The sequence below is a fragment of the Ferroplasma sp. genome (assembly GCF_031200575.1).
Taxonomy (GTDB): domain Archaea; phylum Thermoplasmatota; class Thermoplasmata; order Thermoplasmatales; family Thermoplasmataceae; genus Ferroplasma.
Genome location: NZ_CP133597.1, coordinates 102948 through 118557, shown reverse-complemented (window position 1 = coordinate 118557; position 15610 = coordinate 102948). Strand labels below are relative to the sequence as shown.

17 protein-coding genes and 2 tRNA genes are annotated in these 15610 nt (G+C 38.4%); 9 read left to right on the top strand and 10 right to left on the bottom strand.

Features of this window, described 5'->3' with window-relative positions; all coding sequences use genetic code 11:
- The first annotated feature begins 14 nt into the window (after nt 1-14).
- Nucleotides 15-87, top strand: a tRNA-Gly gene (locus tag RE471_RS00720).
- A 55-nt stretch (nt 88-142) separates the two neighbouring features.
- Here RE471_RS00720 and RE471_RS00715 read toward each other — a convergent pair.
- Nucleotides 143-478, bottom strand: a complete 336-nt coding sequence (locus tag RE471_RS00715; protein WP_309214836.1) for a DsrE family protein — start codon at nt 476-478, stop codon at nt 143-145.
- 113 nt (nt 479-591) lie between these two features.
- Between RE471_RS00715 and RE471_RS00710 the strand changes: the two genes are divergently transcribed.
- From RE471_RS00710 to RE471_RS00700, 3 genes are read left to right on the top strand one after another with little or no spacing between them, the layout of a single operon-like run.
- The gene (locus RE471_RS00710; RefSeq protein WP_309214835.1) at nt 592-2598 is read left to right on the top strand and encodes a threonine--tRNA ligase; all 2007 of its coding nucleotides are present in this window, start codon (nt 592-594) and stop codon (nt 2596-2598) included.
- A gap of 50 nt (nt 2599-2648) precedes the next feature.
- Entirely contained in the window at nt 2649-3023 is a 375-nt protein-coding gene (gcvH, locus tag RE471_RS00705; RefSeq protein ID WP_309214833.1) for a glycine cleavage system protein GcvH, read from the top strand.
- Nucleotides 3024-3031: 8 nt separating this feature from the next.
- A complete protein-coding gene (locus tag RE471_RS00700) occupies nt 3032-3616 on the top strand; it encodes an RlmE family RNA methyltransferase (protein ID WP_309214832.1) in 585 nt (194 codons plus the stop codon).
- A gap of 23 nt (nt 3617-3639) precedes the next feature.
- On the opposite strand, the gene RE471_RS00695 is transcribed toward RE471_RS00700, so the two are convergent.
- The 3 genes from RE471_RS00695 to RE471_RS00685 form a co-directional block, all read right to left on the bottom strand.
- Complete coding sequence (locus tag RE471_RS00695; protein WP_309214830.1) at nt 3640-4272, bottom strand: hypothetical protein; 633 nt, start codon at nt 4270-4272, stop codon at nt 3640-3642.
- Entirely contained in the window at nt 4269-5189 is a 921-nt protein-coding gene (locus RE471_RS00690) for a helix-turn-helix domain-containing protein (RefSeq protein WP_309214829.1), read from the bottom strand. Before RE471_RS00690 ends, RE471_RS00695 begins: the two co-directional genes overlap by 4 nt.
- Before the next feature lie 63 nt (nt 5190-5252).
- Complete coding sequence (locus RE471_RS00685; protein WP_309214828.1) at nt 5253-5840, bottom strand: hypothetical protein; 588 nt, start codon at nt 5838-5840, stop codon at nt 5253-5255.
- Between the two features lie 226 nt (nt 5841-6066).
- On the opposite strand from RE471_RS00685, the gene RE471_RS00680 reads away from it, so the two are divergent.
- Nucleotides 6067-6969: an NAD(P)-dependent oxidoreductase gene (locus RE471_RS00680; protein ID WP_309214827.1), complete on the top strand. Its 903-nt coding sequence runs from the start codon at nt 6067-6069 to the stop codon at nt 6967-6969.
- Between the two features lie 2 nt (nt 6970-6971).
- Nucleotides 6972-8087 carry an aminotransferase class V-fold PLP-dependent enzyme gene (locus RE471_RS00675; protein ID WP_309214826.1) on the top strand — a complete coding sequence of 372 codons (1116 nt, stop codon included), beginning with the start codon at nt 6972-6974 and terminating at the stop codon, nt 8085-8087.
- Here RE471_RS00675 and alaXM read toward each other — a convergent pair.
- Nucleotides 8074-8790 (bottom strand): alanyl-tRNA editing protein AlaXM, encoded by a 717-nt coding sequence (gene alaXM, locus RE471_RS00670; protein WP_309214824.1) that lies wholly within the window; start codon nt 8788-8790, stop codon nt 8074-8076. The two genes, RE471_RS00675 and alaXM, sit on opposite strands and share 14 nt — an antisense overlap.
- Before the next feature lie 107 nt (nt 8791-8897).
- Between alaXM and RE471_RS00665 the strand changes: the two genes are divergently transcribed.
- A complete protein-coding gene (locus tag RE471_RS00665) occupies nt 8898-9560 on the top strand; it encodes a thioredoxin family protein (protein WP_309214823.1) in 663 nt (220 codons plus the stop codon).
- 64 nt (nt 9561-9624) lie between these two features.
- Nucleotides 9625-9698: transfer RNA gene (locus RE471_RS00660), tRNA-Thr, on the top strand.
- A gap of 21 nt (nt 9699-9719) precedes the next feature.
- Here RE471_RS00660 and RE471_RS00655 read toward each other — a convergent pair.
- Both RE471_RS00655 and RE471_RS00650 read right to left on the bottom strand, forming a co-directional pair.
- Nucleotides 9720-10928: an FAD-binding oxidoreductase gene (locus tag RE471_RS00655; protein ID WP_309214821.1), complete on the bottom strand. Its 1209-nt coding sequence runs from the start codon at nt 10926-10928 to the stop codon at nt 9720-9722.
- Nucleotides 10929-10997: 69 nt separating this feature from the next.
- Nucleotides 10998-11264, bottom strand: coding sequence for a hypothetical protein (locus RE471_RS00650; RefSeq protein WP_309214820.1), 267 nt, complete (start codon nt 11262-11264; stop codon nt 10998-11000).
- A gap of 83 nt (nt 11265-11347) precedes the next feature.
- Here RE471_RS00650 and RE471_RS00645 point away from each other — a divergent pair, with 83 nt between their 5' ends.
- A complete protein-coding gene (locus RE471_RS00645; protein WP_309214819.1) occupies nt 11348-12013 on the top strand; it encodes a type I 3-dehydroquinate dehydratase in 666 nt (221 codons plus the stop codon).
- Here the strand turns inward: RE471_RS00645 and RE471_RS00640 are convergent.
- The 3 genes from RE471_RS00640 to dnaG all read right to left on the bottom strand — a co-directional run bounded on the left by RE471_RS00640 (nt 11994) and on the right by dnaG (nt 15484).
- Complete coding sequence (locus RE471_RS00640) at nt 11994-12620, bottom strand: MarC family protein (protein ID WP_309214818.1); 627 nt, start codon at nt 12618-12620, stop codon at nt 11994-11996. The two genes, RE471_RS00645 and RE471_RS00640, sit on opposite strands and share 20 nt — an antisense overlap.
- Before the next feature lie 102 nt (nt 12621-12722).
- The gene (locus RE471_RS00635) at nt 12723-14204 is read right to left on the bottom strand and encodes an ATP-binding protein (protein WP_309214817.1); all 1482 of its coding nucleotides are present in this window, start codon (nt 14202-14204) and stop codon (nt 12723-12725) included.
- Entirely contained in the window at nt 14189-15484 is a 1296-nt protein-coding gene (dnaG, locus tag RE471_RS00630) for a DNA primase DnaG (protein WP_309214815.1), read from the bottom strand. Before dnaG ends, RE471_RS00635 begins: the two co-directional genes overlap by 16 nt.
- Nucleotides 15485-15610: the final 126 nt, after the last annotated feature.

Sequence of the window (15610 nt, the reverse complement as noted above, 5' to 3'; positions counted from 1 at the left end):
TGATTAAGCCTTAAGCAGGTGTGGTGTAGCCTGGTAGCACGGAAGCCTTCCAAGCTTTCGACTCGGGTTCAAATCCCGGCACCTGCATTTTTACATTAAAAAATAATAATTATTTTTACGGTGGAAAATTATAAATGATTGATCACAGTTGCAGATAATAATACCCATCAGCCTGTTTTCTAACTATTTCCTCAACCGCTGCATTCACCATTCCTATTCCCGCACCAGTATCAACTTCCTCTTCACTGAGCTTCATTTCTTTAAGTGTATTTCTGCATGCATTTATTTTGATTCCTGACTGTATAAGTTCTTTTATGTCCGGTATGTACTCGCTTCCCTTAAGAAGTGTTTTCACTGCAGACCTATTGAAAACAACCTCAATATTTGCATCAGGCATGGCATTTTTTAAATTTTTAATCTGTTTGAATATTGTTTTTGCCATTGAATAATCATTTCCGCATATAATTACGTTGTACATGGTAGAATATTACATAAAATTATAAATAGGTTGGTCAGTATTTAAGAACTGGCAAATCCGGATTTGATTCAACAGTCAAAATAAATTAATATACCTTAGAAATATTGGTTATAATGGATTCTAATCAACTTTTTAAAATTAAAAAAGGACAGGCATTTCAGGATATTGTTCCTGCAAACCAGAAAAATACTATTGTAGCAGCACGGTTAAATGGAAAGTTATATGATTTATCAGAAGCATCTCCTGAGGACGGGAACATAGAACTAATCAGCATTAACTCCAGGGAGGGTGAAAAAATACTCCTTCATAGTGCCGCCCACCTTCTGGCGAATGCCATAGTAGAACTTTATCCGGATGCACTGCCCAATACCAGCAATGAGGGAGAAGATACATTTTACTATGATTTTAACATGCAGCCCATATCCACCGAGGATTTTCCAGCAATAGAAAAGAAAATGGAGGATCTTGTGCATCAGAATTTAAAAATAGAGAAAAAAATTTTACCAAAACTGAAACTTCTAGAGGAATTTTCTGGAAATAAATACAAGCAGGATAAAATCAATGAAAATGTACAGGATGGCAGTGAATCCAGTATGTACATTCAGGGCAATTACAGAGAGTTCTGCAGGGGGCCACACGTTCCATCTACCGGCTTTGTAAAAGCTTTCAAGCTTTTATCTATCTCAAGCACTAACTATGAGGGAGATGTAAATAAGGAGAGAATGATCAGGATTTACGGAACCGCATTTCCTGACAGAAAGATGCTGAGAGAATTTCTGCAGAGGCGGGAAGAAGCCATGAAAAGAGATCATAGAAAAATCGGTCAGGAGATGGATCTTTTTACCTTTGACAATGAAAGGGCTCCAGGCATGCCATTTTATGCCCCTAACGGTGCAGTGATCAGGAACGAGCTTATAAATTATATGAAAGAACTCAACGCAAAAAGTGGATGGGAAGAAGTATGGACAGCCCATGCATTTAAGGATATTATATGGAAGCAATCAGGCCACTATTATAAATATAAGGACGATATGTTTCTATTTACACTGCCAAACGGAGACAGCTACGGCTTAAAGCCCATGAACTGCCCGGGGCATATAGCAATCTTCCAGAGGAATATTTACAGTTATCGTGACATGCCCATAAAATACTCTGAGGCCGGCACTGTTTATAGATATGAAAAATCAGGCGAGATGGGTGGATTAACAAGGCCAAGGGGGTTTACCATTGATGATGGCCACGGATTTGTCAGGGAAGATCAGATATTTGATGAAACAGTATCACTATTGAAAATAATTCCCTCCATATTTAAAACTATAATGGGCACAGATGAAATTACCTATGACCTCAGTGTTATGGATAAAGAGCATTCTGAAAATTATCTTATGTCATATAAGTGTTCATCCTGTGGCGAAAAATTCATGCTCAGGGCGGCATCACAGGAATATAAATGCCCTAATTGCGGCTCAACTGTTCTTGAGGCCGATTTTACAATGTGGGACAATGCAACAGAAAACCTGAGAAATGCCCTGAACAGCCTTAGTCTCAAATATACCGAATATCCGGGAGAAGCTGCGTTTTATGGGCCGAAAATAGATGTACACATAAAGGATGCACTGGGGAGGCAGTGGCAGCTTTCAACAATACAGATTGATTTTTTCATGCCAGGCAATTTTGATCTTTACTATATAGATAGTGGTGATAAGAAGGTTAGACCCGTAATCATTCACCGTGCAATATATGGAAGTTATGAGCGTTTTATTGCCATTCTTCTGGAACATTTTAATGGGAAACTTCCACTGTGGCTTACACCTATTCAGGCATATGTAATTCCTGTATCTGAAAACTACAATAACTATGCTAAAAGCATTAACCAGAAACTGATAGAAAACGGCATTAGGTCAAGAGTGGACCTATCAGATGGCACAATATCCAAGAAAATTAAACTGATAAGACCAATGAGGCCGGCATACATAATAGTTGTAGGTGAGAAGGAATCAAGTAGCAACAGCGTTTCCGTAAGAAATCGCAATGATAAAACTAGAGAATACACCCTTGACGGCTTTGTTTCAGTTTTGCTGAATGAAATAAAAAATAAGGATATAGGGCAGGCATTCTAAACTGTATTGCCATGCCTATGTATTTTTATAGGTAATATTTATACAGTACTATGTCCACAATACCTGCAGATTTAAGATATACCAAATCACATGAGTGGTTTAAAATAGAAAACGGAATAGCAACAGTAGGGATAACCGATTTTGCACAGCACCAGCTTACAGATATAGTTTATATAGATATGCCCGGTAAAGGAGCCAAAGGAAAGGCAGGGGACACACTTCTTACTATAGAATCCGTAAAATCTGCCGAGGATGTTTATTTTCCCGTAACTGGGGAAGTAATTGAAACAAATCAGGATTTGAATGAAAAACCTGAACTGGTAAACTCGGATTCGTATAAATACTGGCTTGTTAAGATTAAGATGTCAGATGAAAAGTATGAATCTATGAGTCCGGAAGAATATAAAGCATACATAGGGGAATAAACTTATCTATGGATAGGAAGGATAAATATTATACAAAGGCAAAAAAGGAGAATTACAGAAGCAGAGCTTCCTATAAACTTCTTGAAATACAGTCAAAATTTAATGTTATAAATCCCGATAATTATGTCCTTGAGTTCGGTTCGTCTCCCGGTGGATGGACACAGGTTGTCCAGCAATTTACTGAAAAACCGGTTATATCCGTGGATATAAACAGAATGGAACCTATAGAAAATGTGTTATTCATACAGGGGAATATAAACGACCCAGATCTTACATCAAAAATCAGGGATTCAATGATATCAGCCGGTATAAATCATATAGATGTCATTATATCAGACGCAATGATAAAAACAAGTGGAGATTACAATCGCGATCATTACGGTTCTTACCTGCTCTGTGAAAATGTTATGGAGCGTTCCATGTCTTTACTGGCAAGTGGTGGTAACGCAGTACTGAAGCAGTTTCAGGGAGATTCCACAAATACGTTTGTTAATACATGGAAAAAATACTTTAATTTTTATAAAATAACAAAGCCAAACGCATCCCGCCAGCATAGCAGGGAGGTGTACATAGTGTTCAAAGGAAAAATTTGAGGTGGATAACATTCCACAGGCATTCATCTGTTTTCTCTGTGCTCATCAAAATGCCTCAAGATGCTTTTGTAATAGTCATAATCAACAACACATACAATTCTTTCGTCACTGTGCTCTTTCAGGAGGCTATCAATTCTATTTATTATATACTCCTCTCTGGCGGCATTAACCTTCTTGAAAGATTTTAAGTCAACTGCCCTGTTCCATGCCTCGACGAATTCTTCCGGCGTTTCCTGATCAAACTTAAACCTGCTGACCTTCTTCTTTCTCAGTGAATGCCTGAGCAAATCTGTGGTTTTAATGTATTTGCTGTAAAGGATCTGATATTCCCCCTCTTCCATGTCAAGGCCGATCATTTCTATGTTATTCTCCTTGCAGTACTTTGTCGCTTCTATGTATACAGGTGAGGGCGTCATAACCTCTCCGTAATTAGCCAGATTAATTCCGTAAAGTATTTCATAATCTGAAAGGTCTACCTCAAAGGGATCCTCTATAAAATCTTTCATGCCCTCAACCTGTTCCGGGGAAATAGTTATAAACACTATATCCGGTCTTTTTTCCAGAAGTTCCTTTCTCAGTTCTTCACCGTCTCGAACAAGCCCCTTTACCCCTCCAAATATATATAACCTGTCATTAACCTGGTACATCATATTCATTTTTCTAACAGTTCATTAAAGCGGTCAATATCATAAACCTTTCTCAAATCACTGAAATTAATTATCCGGCATCCATAAACATCTTTTCTGGATGTTCTCTCTCTGTTAACTATGATGGGTATTTCTTCCAGTACATCACTTATCTTTTTTATTGATTTTATTCTATTTAAATTTTCGCCGGTATCATTGAATGTCCCTACGATCAGCCGTGCGTCAGAACTGAAAGAAAGACCGTCAAATGGATTTCTGCTTATATACTCAGAGACATAGCCTATACTGTTCATAATACTCAGAACCTCACTGATAAACTCATTTGCTGGGCTTACGGGCATATCAGGTTCAGCTGTTATTGATATATCAACTTCACGGCTGATATCTCCCTTGAGTATTGACTCAAGTTTGAGATATATGTCTATGGTAGCAGAGCTCCCTGATTCATACAGGGATACCGATCTTCTTGAGACACCAAGTTTCTGTGCTATGTAACCTATTGAATAATCTTTCTCCTCTCTGAGGCTCCTCATTTTTTGGCCATTTATTCCAACGTAAAATCCGCCTGGAGCTGAATATATAAACGGAGCATCTCCATTTACATAGTCCTCGAAACTTTCCAGCGAAAGTATTGGCACACCGTGCCTGAAATAAAGGACCCCCCTTTCAAGTTTTCCATTTCCAGCCTTTTCACCAATTATAAGTGCAGTGGAATCGGTCATTGCACTCATCTTAATAAGAGGAACCACACCGATCTTGCTGAATGTATTTACATTATAAAGAATTTTGAGTATATACCTTTCACTGCCTCTCCTGCATATTAAATCGAAGGTAACCAGCCCGTACAGCCCTGGCTCTGAAACAGTGAAATCATTCTTCCTAAGAAAATCGTATATATTTTTTATTAGTTCCTGCCTTGGATCCACGATATACTAAAAATATTGTTACATATATATTTTTCTATTATATATGACATTATATAGTCCAGTTCAAATATTATGTTCCCTTAAACTTGAGGATATTTTATGCGGGCATATTTTTATTTCGCACTTATCGCATATAACATTTAACTTTTCAGGGGCATTAATGATAATTCTGTTTACACCAGCTATCCTGTCAATACCCCGAAATGCAGACGCGTCCAGCTCATTATAAAAAATAATCCTGATGAAATTAGATTCATAGTCAGAATTCTGTGAATATATTTCTTTTATATTGGGGGCATGATTCCTTAAAATATCCATGACCTCCACTATAACCCTGGAATACATCCCTTTATCTATATATATAGTTACAATTTCATTCCTCATTAACAAAGAAACCTTTTTTATGTCAGGGATTACTGAAATATTCTGCATAATCTCCCTGACTACTGGATTTTCATTTACGAATTTAATAGTCTCATACAGGGTCCTTCTATTCACCTTTATTGCATTTGCAATACTGCTCAGTGGGACTTCTATATTGTTTACAAAAAATTTATCATTCACTATGGATATCCCATTTGCATACAGCTTTTCGATTATCCTCTTCTTTACCGGATACGACTTAAAGTATTCATCGAAGACCAGCTGCATACATCTTAAATCATGTATCCTATAAATACTTTATACGATTATGGATCTGGAAAAGTTCGGGCTTCCGGATAAGTGCATGGGTAGTCATAGACTATCCAATGTTGCCACATTAACAATATATTTCGAAGCTGGATAATAAATTGCTTTTTTGAATTAATTACCTGATGCCATATTTGATTTCAACTGCGGTAAGAAATTATTATAAGTAATAATACCATCACTTTATATGTACGGAAAAGTACTGATATGTGACCCTGTTGATAGTGTACTAAGGGAAAAATTGAGCGATAGGTTTGAAATAAACTACAGCCCTGAAATATCTGCACAGGAGCTCCTTAATGTAATAGAGAATTATGATGTTGTAGTGGTAAGGAGTAGAACCAAAATCACCAGAGATGTCATATCTAGGGCCAAAAAATTAAAAATAATCGCAAGAGCCGGAATAGGGGTGGATAATATAGACACAGATTATGCCGAGGAAAAACACATAAAGGTTGTTTATGCCCCAGGATCCTCTACAGAGAGCGTTGTAGAAATCACACTGGCAATGATGGTAATAGGCGCCAGGTCCCTGTACAAGGGTATAGAAAATACAAAAAAGAATAATTTCACAAAATTAAAGGGTATTGAACTTGAAGGTAAAACTCTTGGAATTCTTGGATTCGGCAGAATTGGCAGGGCAATTGTAGATGCAGCCCGGGTTTTTAAGATGAATTTTATAGCATATGACCCCATGCCAGTTGAATACCCAGAATATGTCAAAAAAGTATCTCTGGACGAACTTCTACAGAAATCAGATGTTATATCAATCAATGTAACCATGAGAAAGGATTCCCCATACATACTTAATGATCCTGAACTGGCAAAATTAAAGGAAGGGGTAATAATAGTCAACACCTCAAGGGCAAGGGCTATAAATGGAAAAGATATGCTTAAATATCTGAAAAATGGTAAAATATCAGCGTTTGTAAGTGATGTATTCTGGAATGAGCCCGCAAAGGAGGATTATGAACGTGAAATGCTAACCATGGATAATGTGATGATAACCCCGCATCTGGGTGCCCAGACAAAGGAGGCCCAGAAGAGAATTGCTATAATGACTGCCGAAAATATAATCAATGAGTGGTAATAATGCTGTTAATACCGGGCCCAGTGGAGGTTCCATTCTCTGTTGCAAATGCAGGTTCCTATGTTGTCAATCACCGCTCACGTGAGTTCAGGGAGATTATGGAAGAGAACCAATTGCTCCTCAATAAATTTTCAGGTGCGTATAAAACTGTAATGGTTACAGGTTCAGGCACTCTGGCCGTGGAAACCATGGTATTTTCCCTTATAAAAGAAAATGAAAGGGTTCTCTCTATTAGCTATGGTGATTTCGGTGAAAGACTTATAGAGTCCATCTCAAGAAGAACAAAAAATACCCAGTTTATAAAATATGATATGCTTGACATGCAATCACTCTTAAATGAAATCAGAAACAGGGATTATGATAAACTATTTTTGGTGCACAACGAAACCTCGAACGGAACAGCAATAAGGGATATTTCCGAAATCATAAAAATAGTTCATGGAAAAGGTGCAAGGCTTTTGGTTGATGATGTTTCTGGATTTGGTGGTTATTCTATGGGCATGGAAGGGATATATGCTATGGTAACCGGTAGCCAGAAAAACATTGCCGCCATCCCTGGCATTGGAATAATATTCCTGTCCAGGGAGGCATGTGATGATATTGAAAACACAGAATCAGTTAATGCACCTTTCTATCTGGATCTTAAAACTTCCCTGAGATTTCTTGATAAGAATGAGACAGCATACACACCAGCTACAGGGGCATTTAAATCTATGAACATGGCATTGAAAATACTTGATCGGGAAGGATTCCTTAACCGGGTGAACAGAATAGAAGCCTCCTCACAGTTTATAAGGGATAAACTAACAGAAAATGGCGTAAGGATATTCGGCAATAAGGACATATATTCCAACACCGTTGTTTGCTTTTACAATAACGACAGTGAGATGATAAAAAAACTTCTAAATGCTGGCATTTCTGTATCCAAAGGAATGGGTTCAATATCCGGCAACACTCTTAGGATAGGAACAATGGGGCTTATAAATAACTTTTATATAGGCAAATTTTTGAATACATATTTCAAATTATCCGGGGTTAATAAAACGGTAAGCTTGGATGAAATACCAGAGGCAACAAGGCTCCCGGCATTCCTTATAGATGACGTTAATTTAGCCTGAAACTTAGTCTTTTATGTCCTTTCCCCTTATTTTCAATTTTTAGCATTTCTATCTGCCCGACCTCCTTTGTATTCGCGACATGGGTGCCTCCATCTGCCTGGAAATCAAAATTTTCAATTTCTATTATCCTCACAACCGGCAGTTTTTCTATTAATTGCCTGCCTGGCTCTGTTCTTGAAAGTCCCGGTATCTTAAGGGCCTCTGATCTGGTTATTTCACGCTGGAATACCTTTAATCCCGAATTAACAATATCCTGGGCTCTTGATATTATTTCAGTTATAAGGTCTTTATCTATAATGTCAAAACTAAAATCAACTCTGGCATGATCATCGTATATCTGCCCACCGGTAAGTAGCCCGTTCTTGTAGTCATTGTTTACCACACCATCAATAATATGTACTGCTGTATGGTATCTCATATGTATGTAACGCTTTTCCCAGTCTATGATGCCATGTACCTTTTCACCACTGGCCAAATCTACACGACCATCTGCAATATGCATAATTGTACCGTCTTCCTGCCTGACGTCAACTATATGTATATCGCCATTTGTTGCCTTCAGGATTCCCGTATCATTTGGTTGCCCGCCACTTGTAGGGTAAAATAATGTTCTATCTAACACAATACTTCCATTTTCGGCAGAGATAACAGAAGCATCGAACTCCCTGCCGTACATATCGGTATAATAAAGTTTTTCAGTCATCTATTTTGTAATGCGATATATTATATTAATATACTTTGTCTTTAAATAAGTATACATATTTGTGCAGTAATATTTATATACTGTATTAAAATGTCAATACGATAATTATGAGTTTGATAAGAGAAGAGGATGCAAAATTCCTTAGGGAAGATTTCGAGAAAAAATTAACCAACATGGTAGATTTAGTAGTTTTTACATCTGAAGATAGCAACTGCAAGTACTGCAAGGACACACTTAACCTTGTTGATGAGGTTGGTGCTCTATCCAATAAGATAAATGTGGTCAAGTACGTATATGAGAAAGATAAGGAAATGGTTGAAAAATACCAGGTTGAAAAATATCCTGCTACAATAGTCGCAAGGCATGGAGATGAGGATGGAAGAATTATCTATTATGGTATTCCATCAGGATACGAATTCGGATCACTTATAGAAGATCTTGAGAATGTATCAAGCGGTGAGGCTGATGTATCTAAGAAGGCCGTTGAGCTTATCTCAAAAATAGAAAAGCCTGTGACCATAAAAGTCTACGTAACACCAACATGCCAGTACTGCCCGAAGGCTGTAATTACAGCACATAAATTCGCCCTGATGAACAAGAACATAAAAAGCGAAATGATAGAATCACTTGAATTTGACAAGGAAGCATCAGATGCAGGGGTTTCAGCAGTACCACACATAGTTATAAATGATGATGTTACATTCCCCGGAGCATATCCTGACGACCAGTTTGCAGAATATGTGATGGAAGCCTATAACCATCAGGAATAATCTTTTTATTTTTTATTTAAGATAAATAGAAATTTTATATAAGAATTTTAAATACACTAACTGCGCCATCGTAGCTCAGCATGGTAGAGCGGCTGACTTGTAATCAGCAGGTCGGGGGATCGAATCCCTCCGATGGCTTATTAATTTTATTCAATAAATTCAGTATATGGTCCCTATTCCTGAATACATGGATTTTATGCCTGAACCATTCTTGAATCTTGCCAGTGAGAATTTCGACCAGTCGAATAATGAATTCTCTGGCTTAATGCCGGTTACCATATCAGCAACCATTAGTCCATAAGCAGGGGAAAGTTTGAACCCGTGTCCACTCAATCCTGCACAGATATATACATTTTCCATTCCATTTGCGGCAAGGGAATCAATGATCGCCTGCCCATCTGGCGACATATCATACAGGCCGGATATGGCTGCAACAATTGATGCATTGCCCATGGATGGAATTCTTTCTGTTATTTTAGCAAGATACTCCTCTATATAACTGTCAGTAACATGGTCCTCAATGTTTTTGTTGACATCAAACGGTTCATTATCTATACGTGGGTCCAGGCTCCCGATTGCTGTAAGCGTCTCACCCTCCATTTTATAATAGGCTGACTTCTGGGGGTCCCACAGTGTTGGTTTTATTCCCTGGTAATTTTCAGGCCTCCTTACATATATAATGTCATGTATGGAAGCATATAATGGTGGAAGGCTGCGTTCATCAATGCCGGAAGATCGAAGAAGATTATTAGTCCATGTATTGGTAGCCAGTATAACCGCATCTGCACTATATTTTTTGCCTGATGCCAGATAAACCGAGGCACCTTTTCTTTCATTCTCAACCTTTACGACTTCCGTGCCAGTATATACTTCCGTACCCAAATCCTTTGCTGCGTTTGCATATGCAGAGGCAGTTGCAACAGGGTCAGCATATCCACTTTCAGGTTCATAAAGTATGTAATCAAAGCCGCTGGAATCAATATCTGGGAAAAACTCCCTGACCTGTGATACTGATATCTCATTTTCCTCTATTCCAAGTTCAAGCAGCATGTCGCGGTTTTTTCTCGCAGTTTCGGCGTTGTCCCCGTTAAATGGGAATACCATGCCTGTCCTGGTAAATCCTGAATATCCAACCATTCCAAAATTCTTGAGTTGATTTATTGAATATAATGCCATGGATGCTATTAGCCTGTTGCTGTAATGGGTCCTGACCAGTGCACTGGATTTCCCTGTATTTCCAGATGCGATACTTCCACGATCCACTAGCGTCACTTTTACACCTTTTATTGCAAGGTTATAAGCTATGCTGGAGCCAGTACTTCCACCACCTACTATAATAACAGATCTCACAGATTTATCAAAGGGCATTATAATTTATATTAAATGAATATAAAAATATTATCTGTAAAACTAATATAAGTGAAATTATTTTAAAACTCAGTTGAAATATGTGGTTTTTCCTCTGTCCTCATCCTTATTTTTTGATACCACATTCTCCTCGTCAAATTCTATATATGATACAGAACCAACCGGTATGAGCCTCAATTTTGTTTTTCCGTTTGTTGTAATTCTGAATACCAGGGATCCCTCCTCTCCAAGAATAGCGTATCCAAAATATTCTCCCTCTGTTACCAGGGGCTTATCATCCCCGCTTGATGAAACAACAGTGTATTTGCCTCCTTTCTTAATCTCTATCATATCCATGCGTGGATATAATATTCTATGTAAAAAGGTTTATCATATTATGTGCAGTAGATAATTTTTATAGTATACTGAAATACTTTAATATGCCCGGCAACTCATGTAAGGTTTACACATCAGTTTTTTTCGTTGACTTCAGGCACATGAAAATGGAATTTGAAAATGGGTCTATGGACTTTTCAAAGAGTTACGAAATTAGATATGATCTCTTCGAGCACAGGGATACTGTAAATTTAGGACAGGTACTGGAATATTTAAACAAAAATCTTGTTGATTATATATTTACATTCAGATCCAGCCAGCCCGATCAGATAACAACAATTTATACTTATGCCATGAATTACACTCCTCCAATAGTGGATGTTGACATCGGGTCTTTCAATTTCCGGAGAAGTTTTTTTAATAATACAAATCTCATGGTTTCATTTCATGGTTTAAATAATGACAACGTGCATCTTGTATTAAAGGACATGTCAGCAATTTCCCCTGATATATATAAAATAGCATTGCTTTACAATGATACGGGAAAATTTCTTGACGATCTGGATTACCTGTATCATTATAAGAATGATCATCAAATTAAACTGGCATACATACCTATGGGGAACAACAATAGCCTTTTCAGGCTTGTTTCTGCCATTACCGTTTCTGATTATGCTTATGCTTCATATAAGCACGAAACAGCTCCTGGACAGATAGAAGCCTCTGAATTTATCTCTCTATTGGGCCGCTTCAGAGAAAAATATGAATGATTCCAGTTGTAATCAAGTCAACGGCTATGGCTGTTAATAGCAATCCCATTATTCTTGATATCACTATTGACCCAGTTTTACCTATTCTCTGGAAAATTGTAAGAGAATACTTTAGTATAATGAATGCAAGTATAAGCACGAGAATTACTGCGGCTATTACAACAATTCTTGACAGTATATGTATTCCGGTCCCATTAAAATATATTATGGCCGTTGTTATTGATCCCGGACCAGCAAGCAGAGGTGTTCCTATTGGGGCTATGGCTATTGCTTCCCTATCAGCCGAATCCTGCTGCTCTGCATTTGTAATTTTTGTCTGGGAGGTTTTACCCTGTAGCATATCAAAACCGACCTTGAAGAGTAGAATGCCACCAGCTATTTCAAAATCATATATGCTGATTCCAAGGATATCAAATATATACACACCAAGGAACATAAAGCCGAAGAGCATCCCAGAGGCCATGTAGACACTTCTCCGGATCACCTCCTTTCTCTCTTTCAGGCTGTAACCATCTGTGAGTGTGATAAGTATTGGTACTGCTCCTATGGGGTTTATAATTGCAAACAGTGCCACGAAAACGGTTATAAATAGAAGAATAATATCCATTTATCCACCATAATTAAAACCTATTAATTCTTTTGCCCGCCTTAAATTTATAATCTCTCATTATTTGAAAACAAGGATAATATAAAAATTATTAACATGATATCATTGGTACGATCTGTCTTCGTTATAATTGTAATAATTATAATATTCGCCCTTCTGAGATCCGGTTGCCTCCTCACCTATTGCGTTGGTCATACTGCCGTAGTATTTTTTGATCTTTTCTTCTACAGGAACATACAGGGAAAGTGCCTCCTTGACATCAGATTTTTCTATTAACTTATGATGATTTTCAACTGCCATATCGCCTGAGGCCCTTACAAGACCACCAAGCTCCCTGAGCTTAAGGGTTAGGGCGTTGCTTTTGTGGTCTTCAAGTGCCCTTCTTCTACCCTCGTTTATAATGATATCTGTTGCATCTATTGCCATGTTAGGTATTTTTCCGTCCATGTTGATTTCCTGGGCGATAAACTGGAGGTACCTCATTCTGTTTTCCTTCGTGTCTGGCATGGAATTCTCCATTAAAATTTCGTAACCATTTCCAACAATCCTTGAACGGAGTGGACTCAGTATGTACTGTAAATCCTGTATATTACATGCCGCGACAAGTATGAAATCTGTTGGTACATCATCAACCTTGACACTTGCCCCAGCACTCTGCGGATTTCTTCCTACTATGGGGAACTTCCTTTCCTGCATCGCTGTGAGTATAAAACGCTGAAGTTTTCCAAGATGTGTAATTTCGTCTATAAATAGAACACCCTCATGTGCCATATGCACCGAACCTGCAACTACACGCTCATATGGCATGGTTCCAAGCTGTGGATGCCCTCCATATGGATCATGCCTCACATCTCCAAGAAGCTCAGTCTCACTGGCCCCTGTAGCCAGCACAAATGGATTTCGGTCTATGGGTACTATTACCTTGCTTGGGCTTTTCTTTTCAAGTTTCCGGCGCCTTTCCAGTGTTTTCTCATCAAGCACCCTGATCTTATCGCCGTATTTTTCGTATACGACTATCTCTTCCCTGTCACCGATTTTTCTGGTTTGCGTCACCCTATCATTATTGTTATTCACACCAAAGGCCACGCCTATAACGTTAAAAACATCATTGAATGGACCCTGAGTATTATTTGCCGCCTTGCTGTTATTACAGTTGGGGCACACGCTCTCAGTGGGTGGGGAATAAAATCCACAGTGTGGACATTTATATCCAAGTCTCTGTGCAACATTATCCGGTGCATTTTTTGGATCTATGATTTCTCCCTCTATAGAGTTCATTTCGTGCTTTTCTCTCTCAATCTCACTGATAGTTCTTACCTCTACAAAAGGCCTTTCTGGATATGATGGATTATGCACTACCCTGATTTCTTCCTCCGGCCTGCTAATATAAAAAGACATAGCCTGGGCAATCATGGATTTTCCAACTCCCGGAGGACCAACAAGAAGAAGATTCCTCCTCTGTTTTGCGGCTATAAGTGCCAGGCGAACAGCCTCTTCCTGACCTATTACCCTTTCCAGCGGGCTTGTTGGTATTTTTATATATGATGTATCCGGATATTCGCTGTAATTTACATATGATCCCATGTAACCACCCTGATTCCGTCCGGCTTCTTTGTTACATGTCCCATTTTCATGCCGTAAATGGATTTAACACCCATGTTGAAAGCTATATCAACGAATCTCTGGGAGATAACACCCCCACTTATTATTACACTGGCATTTTTGACACCCTGCATGAGCTCAACAGCATCTGAAATGGGATACCTTGCAACTGGATTTGATGTACTGTCATATATTTCAACAGCCTTGCTTTCATAAAGTTCATTTAATTTATTCCTTACAAAGCGCGGGTCTTCCACATCCCTAATCTCCTCTTCTACAGTTGTTGCGGCAGGCTCACTATGTTCCACATGTTTTTCCTCCTTTTCGGCTTTATGAGGTTCCTCTTTCGTTTCCAGCTTTTTCTCAATATTTACATTCATGTCTGCAACGGCCTTATTGTTTTTTTCAGTAAATTCTTTGAGTTCCTCTATCATTCCATGCGATTCAAGATACTGATTTACAGGTGCCTTGTATTTTAAAGCTTTAACAATCTGCTTGTATGTAAGTTCCTCAACTTCAGTTCCCGGTGGGGCCCTGGCTATGAAATCCACGTCAGCAACCTGCAGCATTTCTTTTATAATAAGTTCGCCTCCATGGTCACCGTCAACAAATAAGGTTACTGTTCTTGCCTTGGAGAGCTCCTTTACAGTTTTAGGAACGCTGGTGCCCTGAACGGCTATGGTATTTTTTATGCCATACCTTAGAAGATTGAGCACATCATTCCTGCCCTCTACAACTATAATTGAATCAGAAGTACCTACTGCAGGACCCGCCGGAAGATGTTCCTCCCCGTATGATAGAATTTCCTTCTTCTCAACTTCCTCCCTGACAGACTGGATTATGCTTTCACTGAGGCTCTTTCCATTTGTGCCCATTTTTTTATACAGCTCTTCGGCCCTCTGAATAACTTTATCCCTCTTGTTTATACGTACGTCTTCAACGTCTTCTATGTCCACCTTTGCCTTGCATGGGCCTATTCTGTCAATGGTTTCAAGAGCCGCCGCTAGAATTGAACTCTCTACCTGGTCAAGTCCAGAAGGAATTAATACGAACCCCTCTGTCCTACCTTTCTTGGTATCTATTTCAACTTCTATCCTGCCTATCTTTCCACTTTTCTGTAAATCCCTTAAGTCTAATTCCTCACCCAATAATCCTTCAGTCTGCCCGAATATTGCACCAACAACATCGGGTTTTTCAACAACACCATCAGTTACTATCTTTGCTTTGATAACATATTTTGTTATGTTTGGATCGACATTCATTATTACCACCGTTATATGCGTTAATTAAGTCATTATGATAATTTTTAGTTACCATTAAATTGTTATGTTTAAAATGTATATAATCTATTCGTTGCCTAATATGATATGGTAATATAATTTTAGCAT

Excerpts from the sequence above, each read along its gene's own strand:
- RE471_RS00715 (WP_309214836.1), bottom strand. The coding sequence starts at position 478 with ATGTACAACGTAATTATATGCGGAAATGATTATTCAATGGCAAAAACA.
- RE471_RS00710 (WP_309214835.1), top strand. The coding sequence starts at position 592 with ATGGATTCTAATCAACTTTTTAAAATTAAAAAAGGACAGGCATTTCAG.
- gcvH (WP_309214833.1), top strand. The coding sequence starts at position 2,649 with ATGTCCACAATACCTGCAGATTTAAGATATACCAAATCACATGAGTGG.
- RE471_RS00700 (WP_309214832.1), top strand. The coding sequence starts at position 3,032 with ATGGATAGGAAGGATAAATATTATACAAAGGCAAAAAAGGAGAATTAC.
- RE471_RS00695 (WP_309214830.1), bottom strand. The coding sequence starts at position 4,272 with ATGAATATGATGTACCAGGTTAATGACAGGTTATATATATTTGGAGGG.
- RE471_RS00685 (WP_309214828.1), bottom strand. The coding sequence starts at position 5,840 with ATGCAGCTGGTCTTCGATGAATACTTTAAGTCGTATCCGGTAAAGAAG.
- RE471_RS00680 (WP_309214827.1), top strand. The coding sequence starts at position 6,067 with ATGTACGGAAAAGTACTGATATGTGACCCTGTTGATAGTGTACTAAGG.
- RE471_RS00675 (WP_309214826.1), top strand. The coding sequence starts at position 6,972 with ATGCTGTTAATACCGGGCCCAGTGGAGGTTCCATTCTCTGTTGCAAAT.
- alaXM (WP_309214824.1), bottom strand. The coding sequence starts at position 8,790 with ATGACTGAAAAACTTTATTATACCGATATGTACGGCAGGGAGTTCGAT.
- RE471_RS00665 (WP_309214823.1), top strand. The coding sequence starts at position 8,898 with ATGAGTTTGATAAGAGAAGAGGATGCAAAATTCCTTAGGGAAGATTTC.
- RE471_RS00655 (WP_309214821.1), bottom strand. The coding sequence starts at position 10,928 with ATGCCCTTTGATAAATCTGTGAGATCTGTTATTATAGTAGGTGGTGGA.
- RE471_RS00650 (WP_309214820.1), bottom strand. The coding sequence starts at position 11,264 with ATGGATATGATAGAGATTAAGAAAGGAGGCAAATACACTGTTGTTTCA.
- RE471_RS00645 (WP_309214819.1), top strand. The coding sequence starts at position 11,348 with ATGCCCGGCAACTCATGTAAGGTTTACACATCAGTTTTTTTCGTTGAC.
- RE471_RS00640 (WP_309214818.1), bottom strand. The coding sequence starts at position 12,620 with ATGGATATTATTCTTCTATTTATAACCGTTTTCGTGGCACTGTTTGCA.
- RE471_RS00635 (WP_309214817.1), bottom strand. The coding sequence starts at position 14,204 with ATGGGATCATATGTAAATTACAGCGAATATCCGGATACATCATATATA.
- dnaG (WP_309214815.1), bottom strand. The coding sequence starts at position 15,484 with ATGAATGTCGATCCAAACATAACAAAATATGTTATCAAAGCAAAGATA.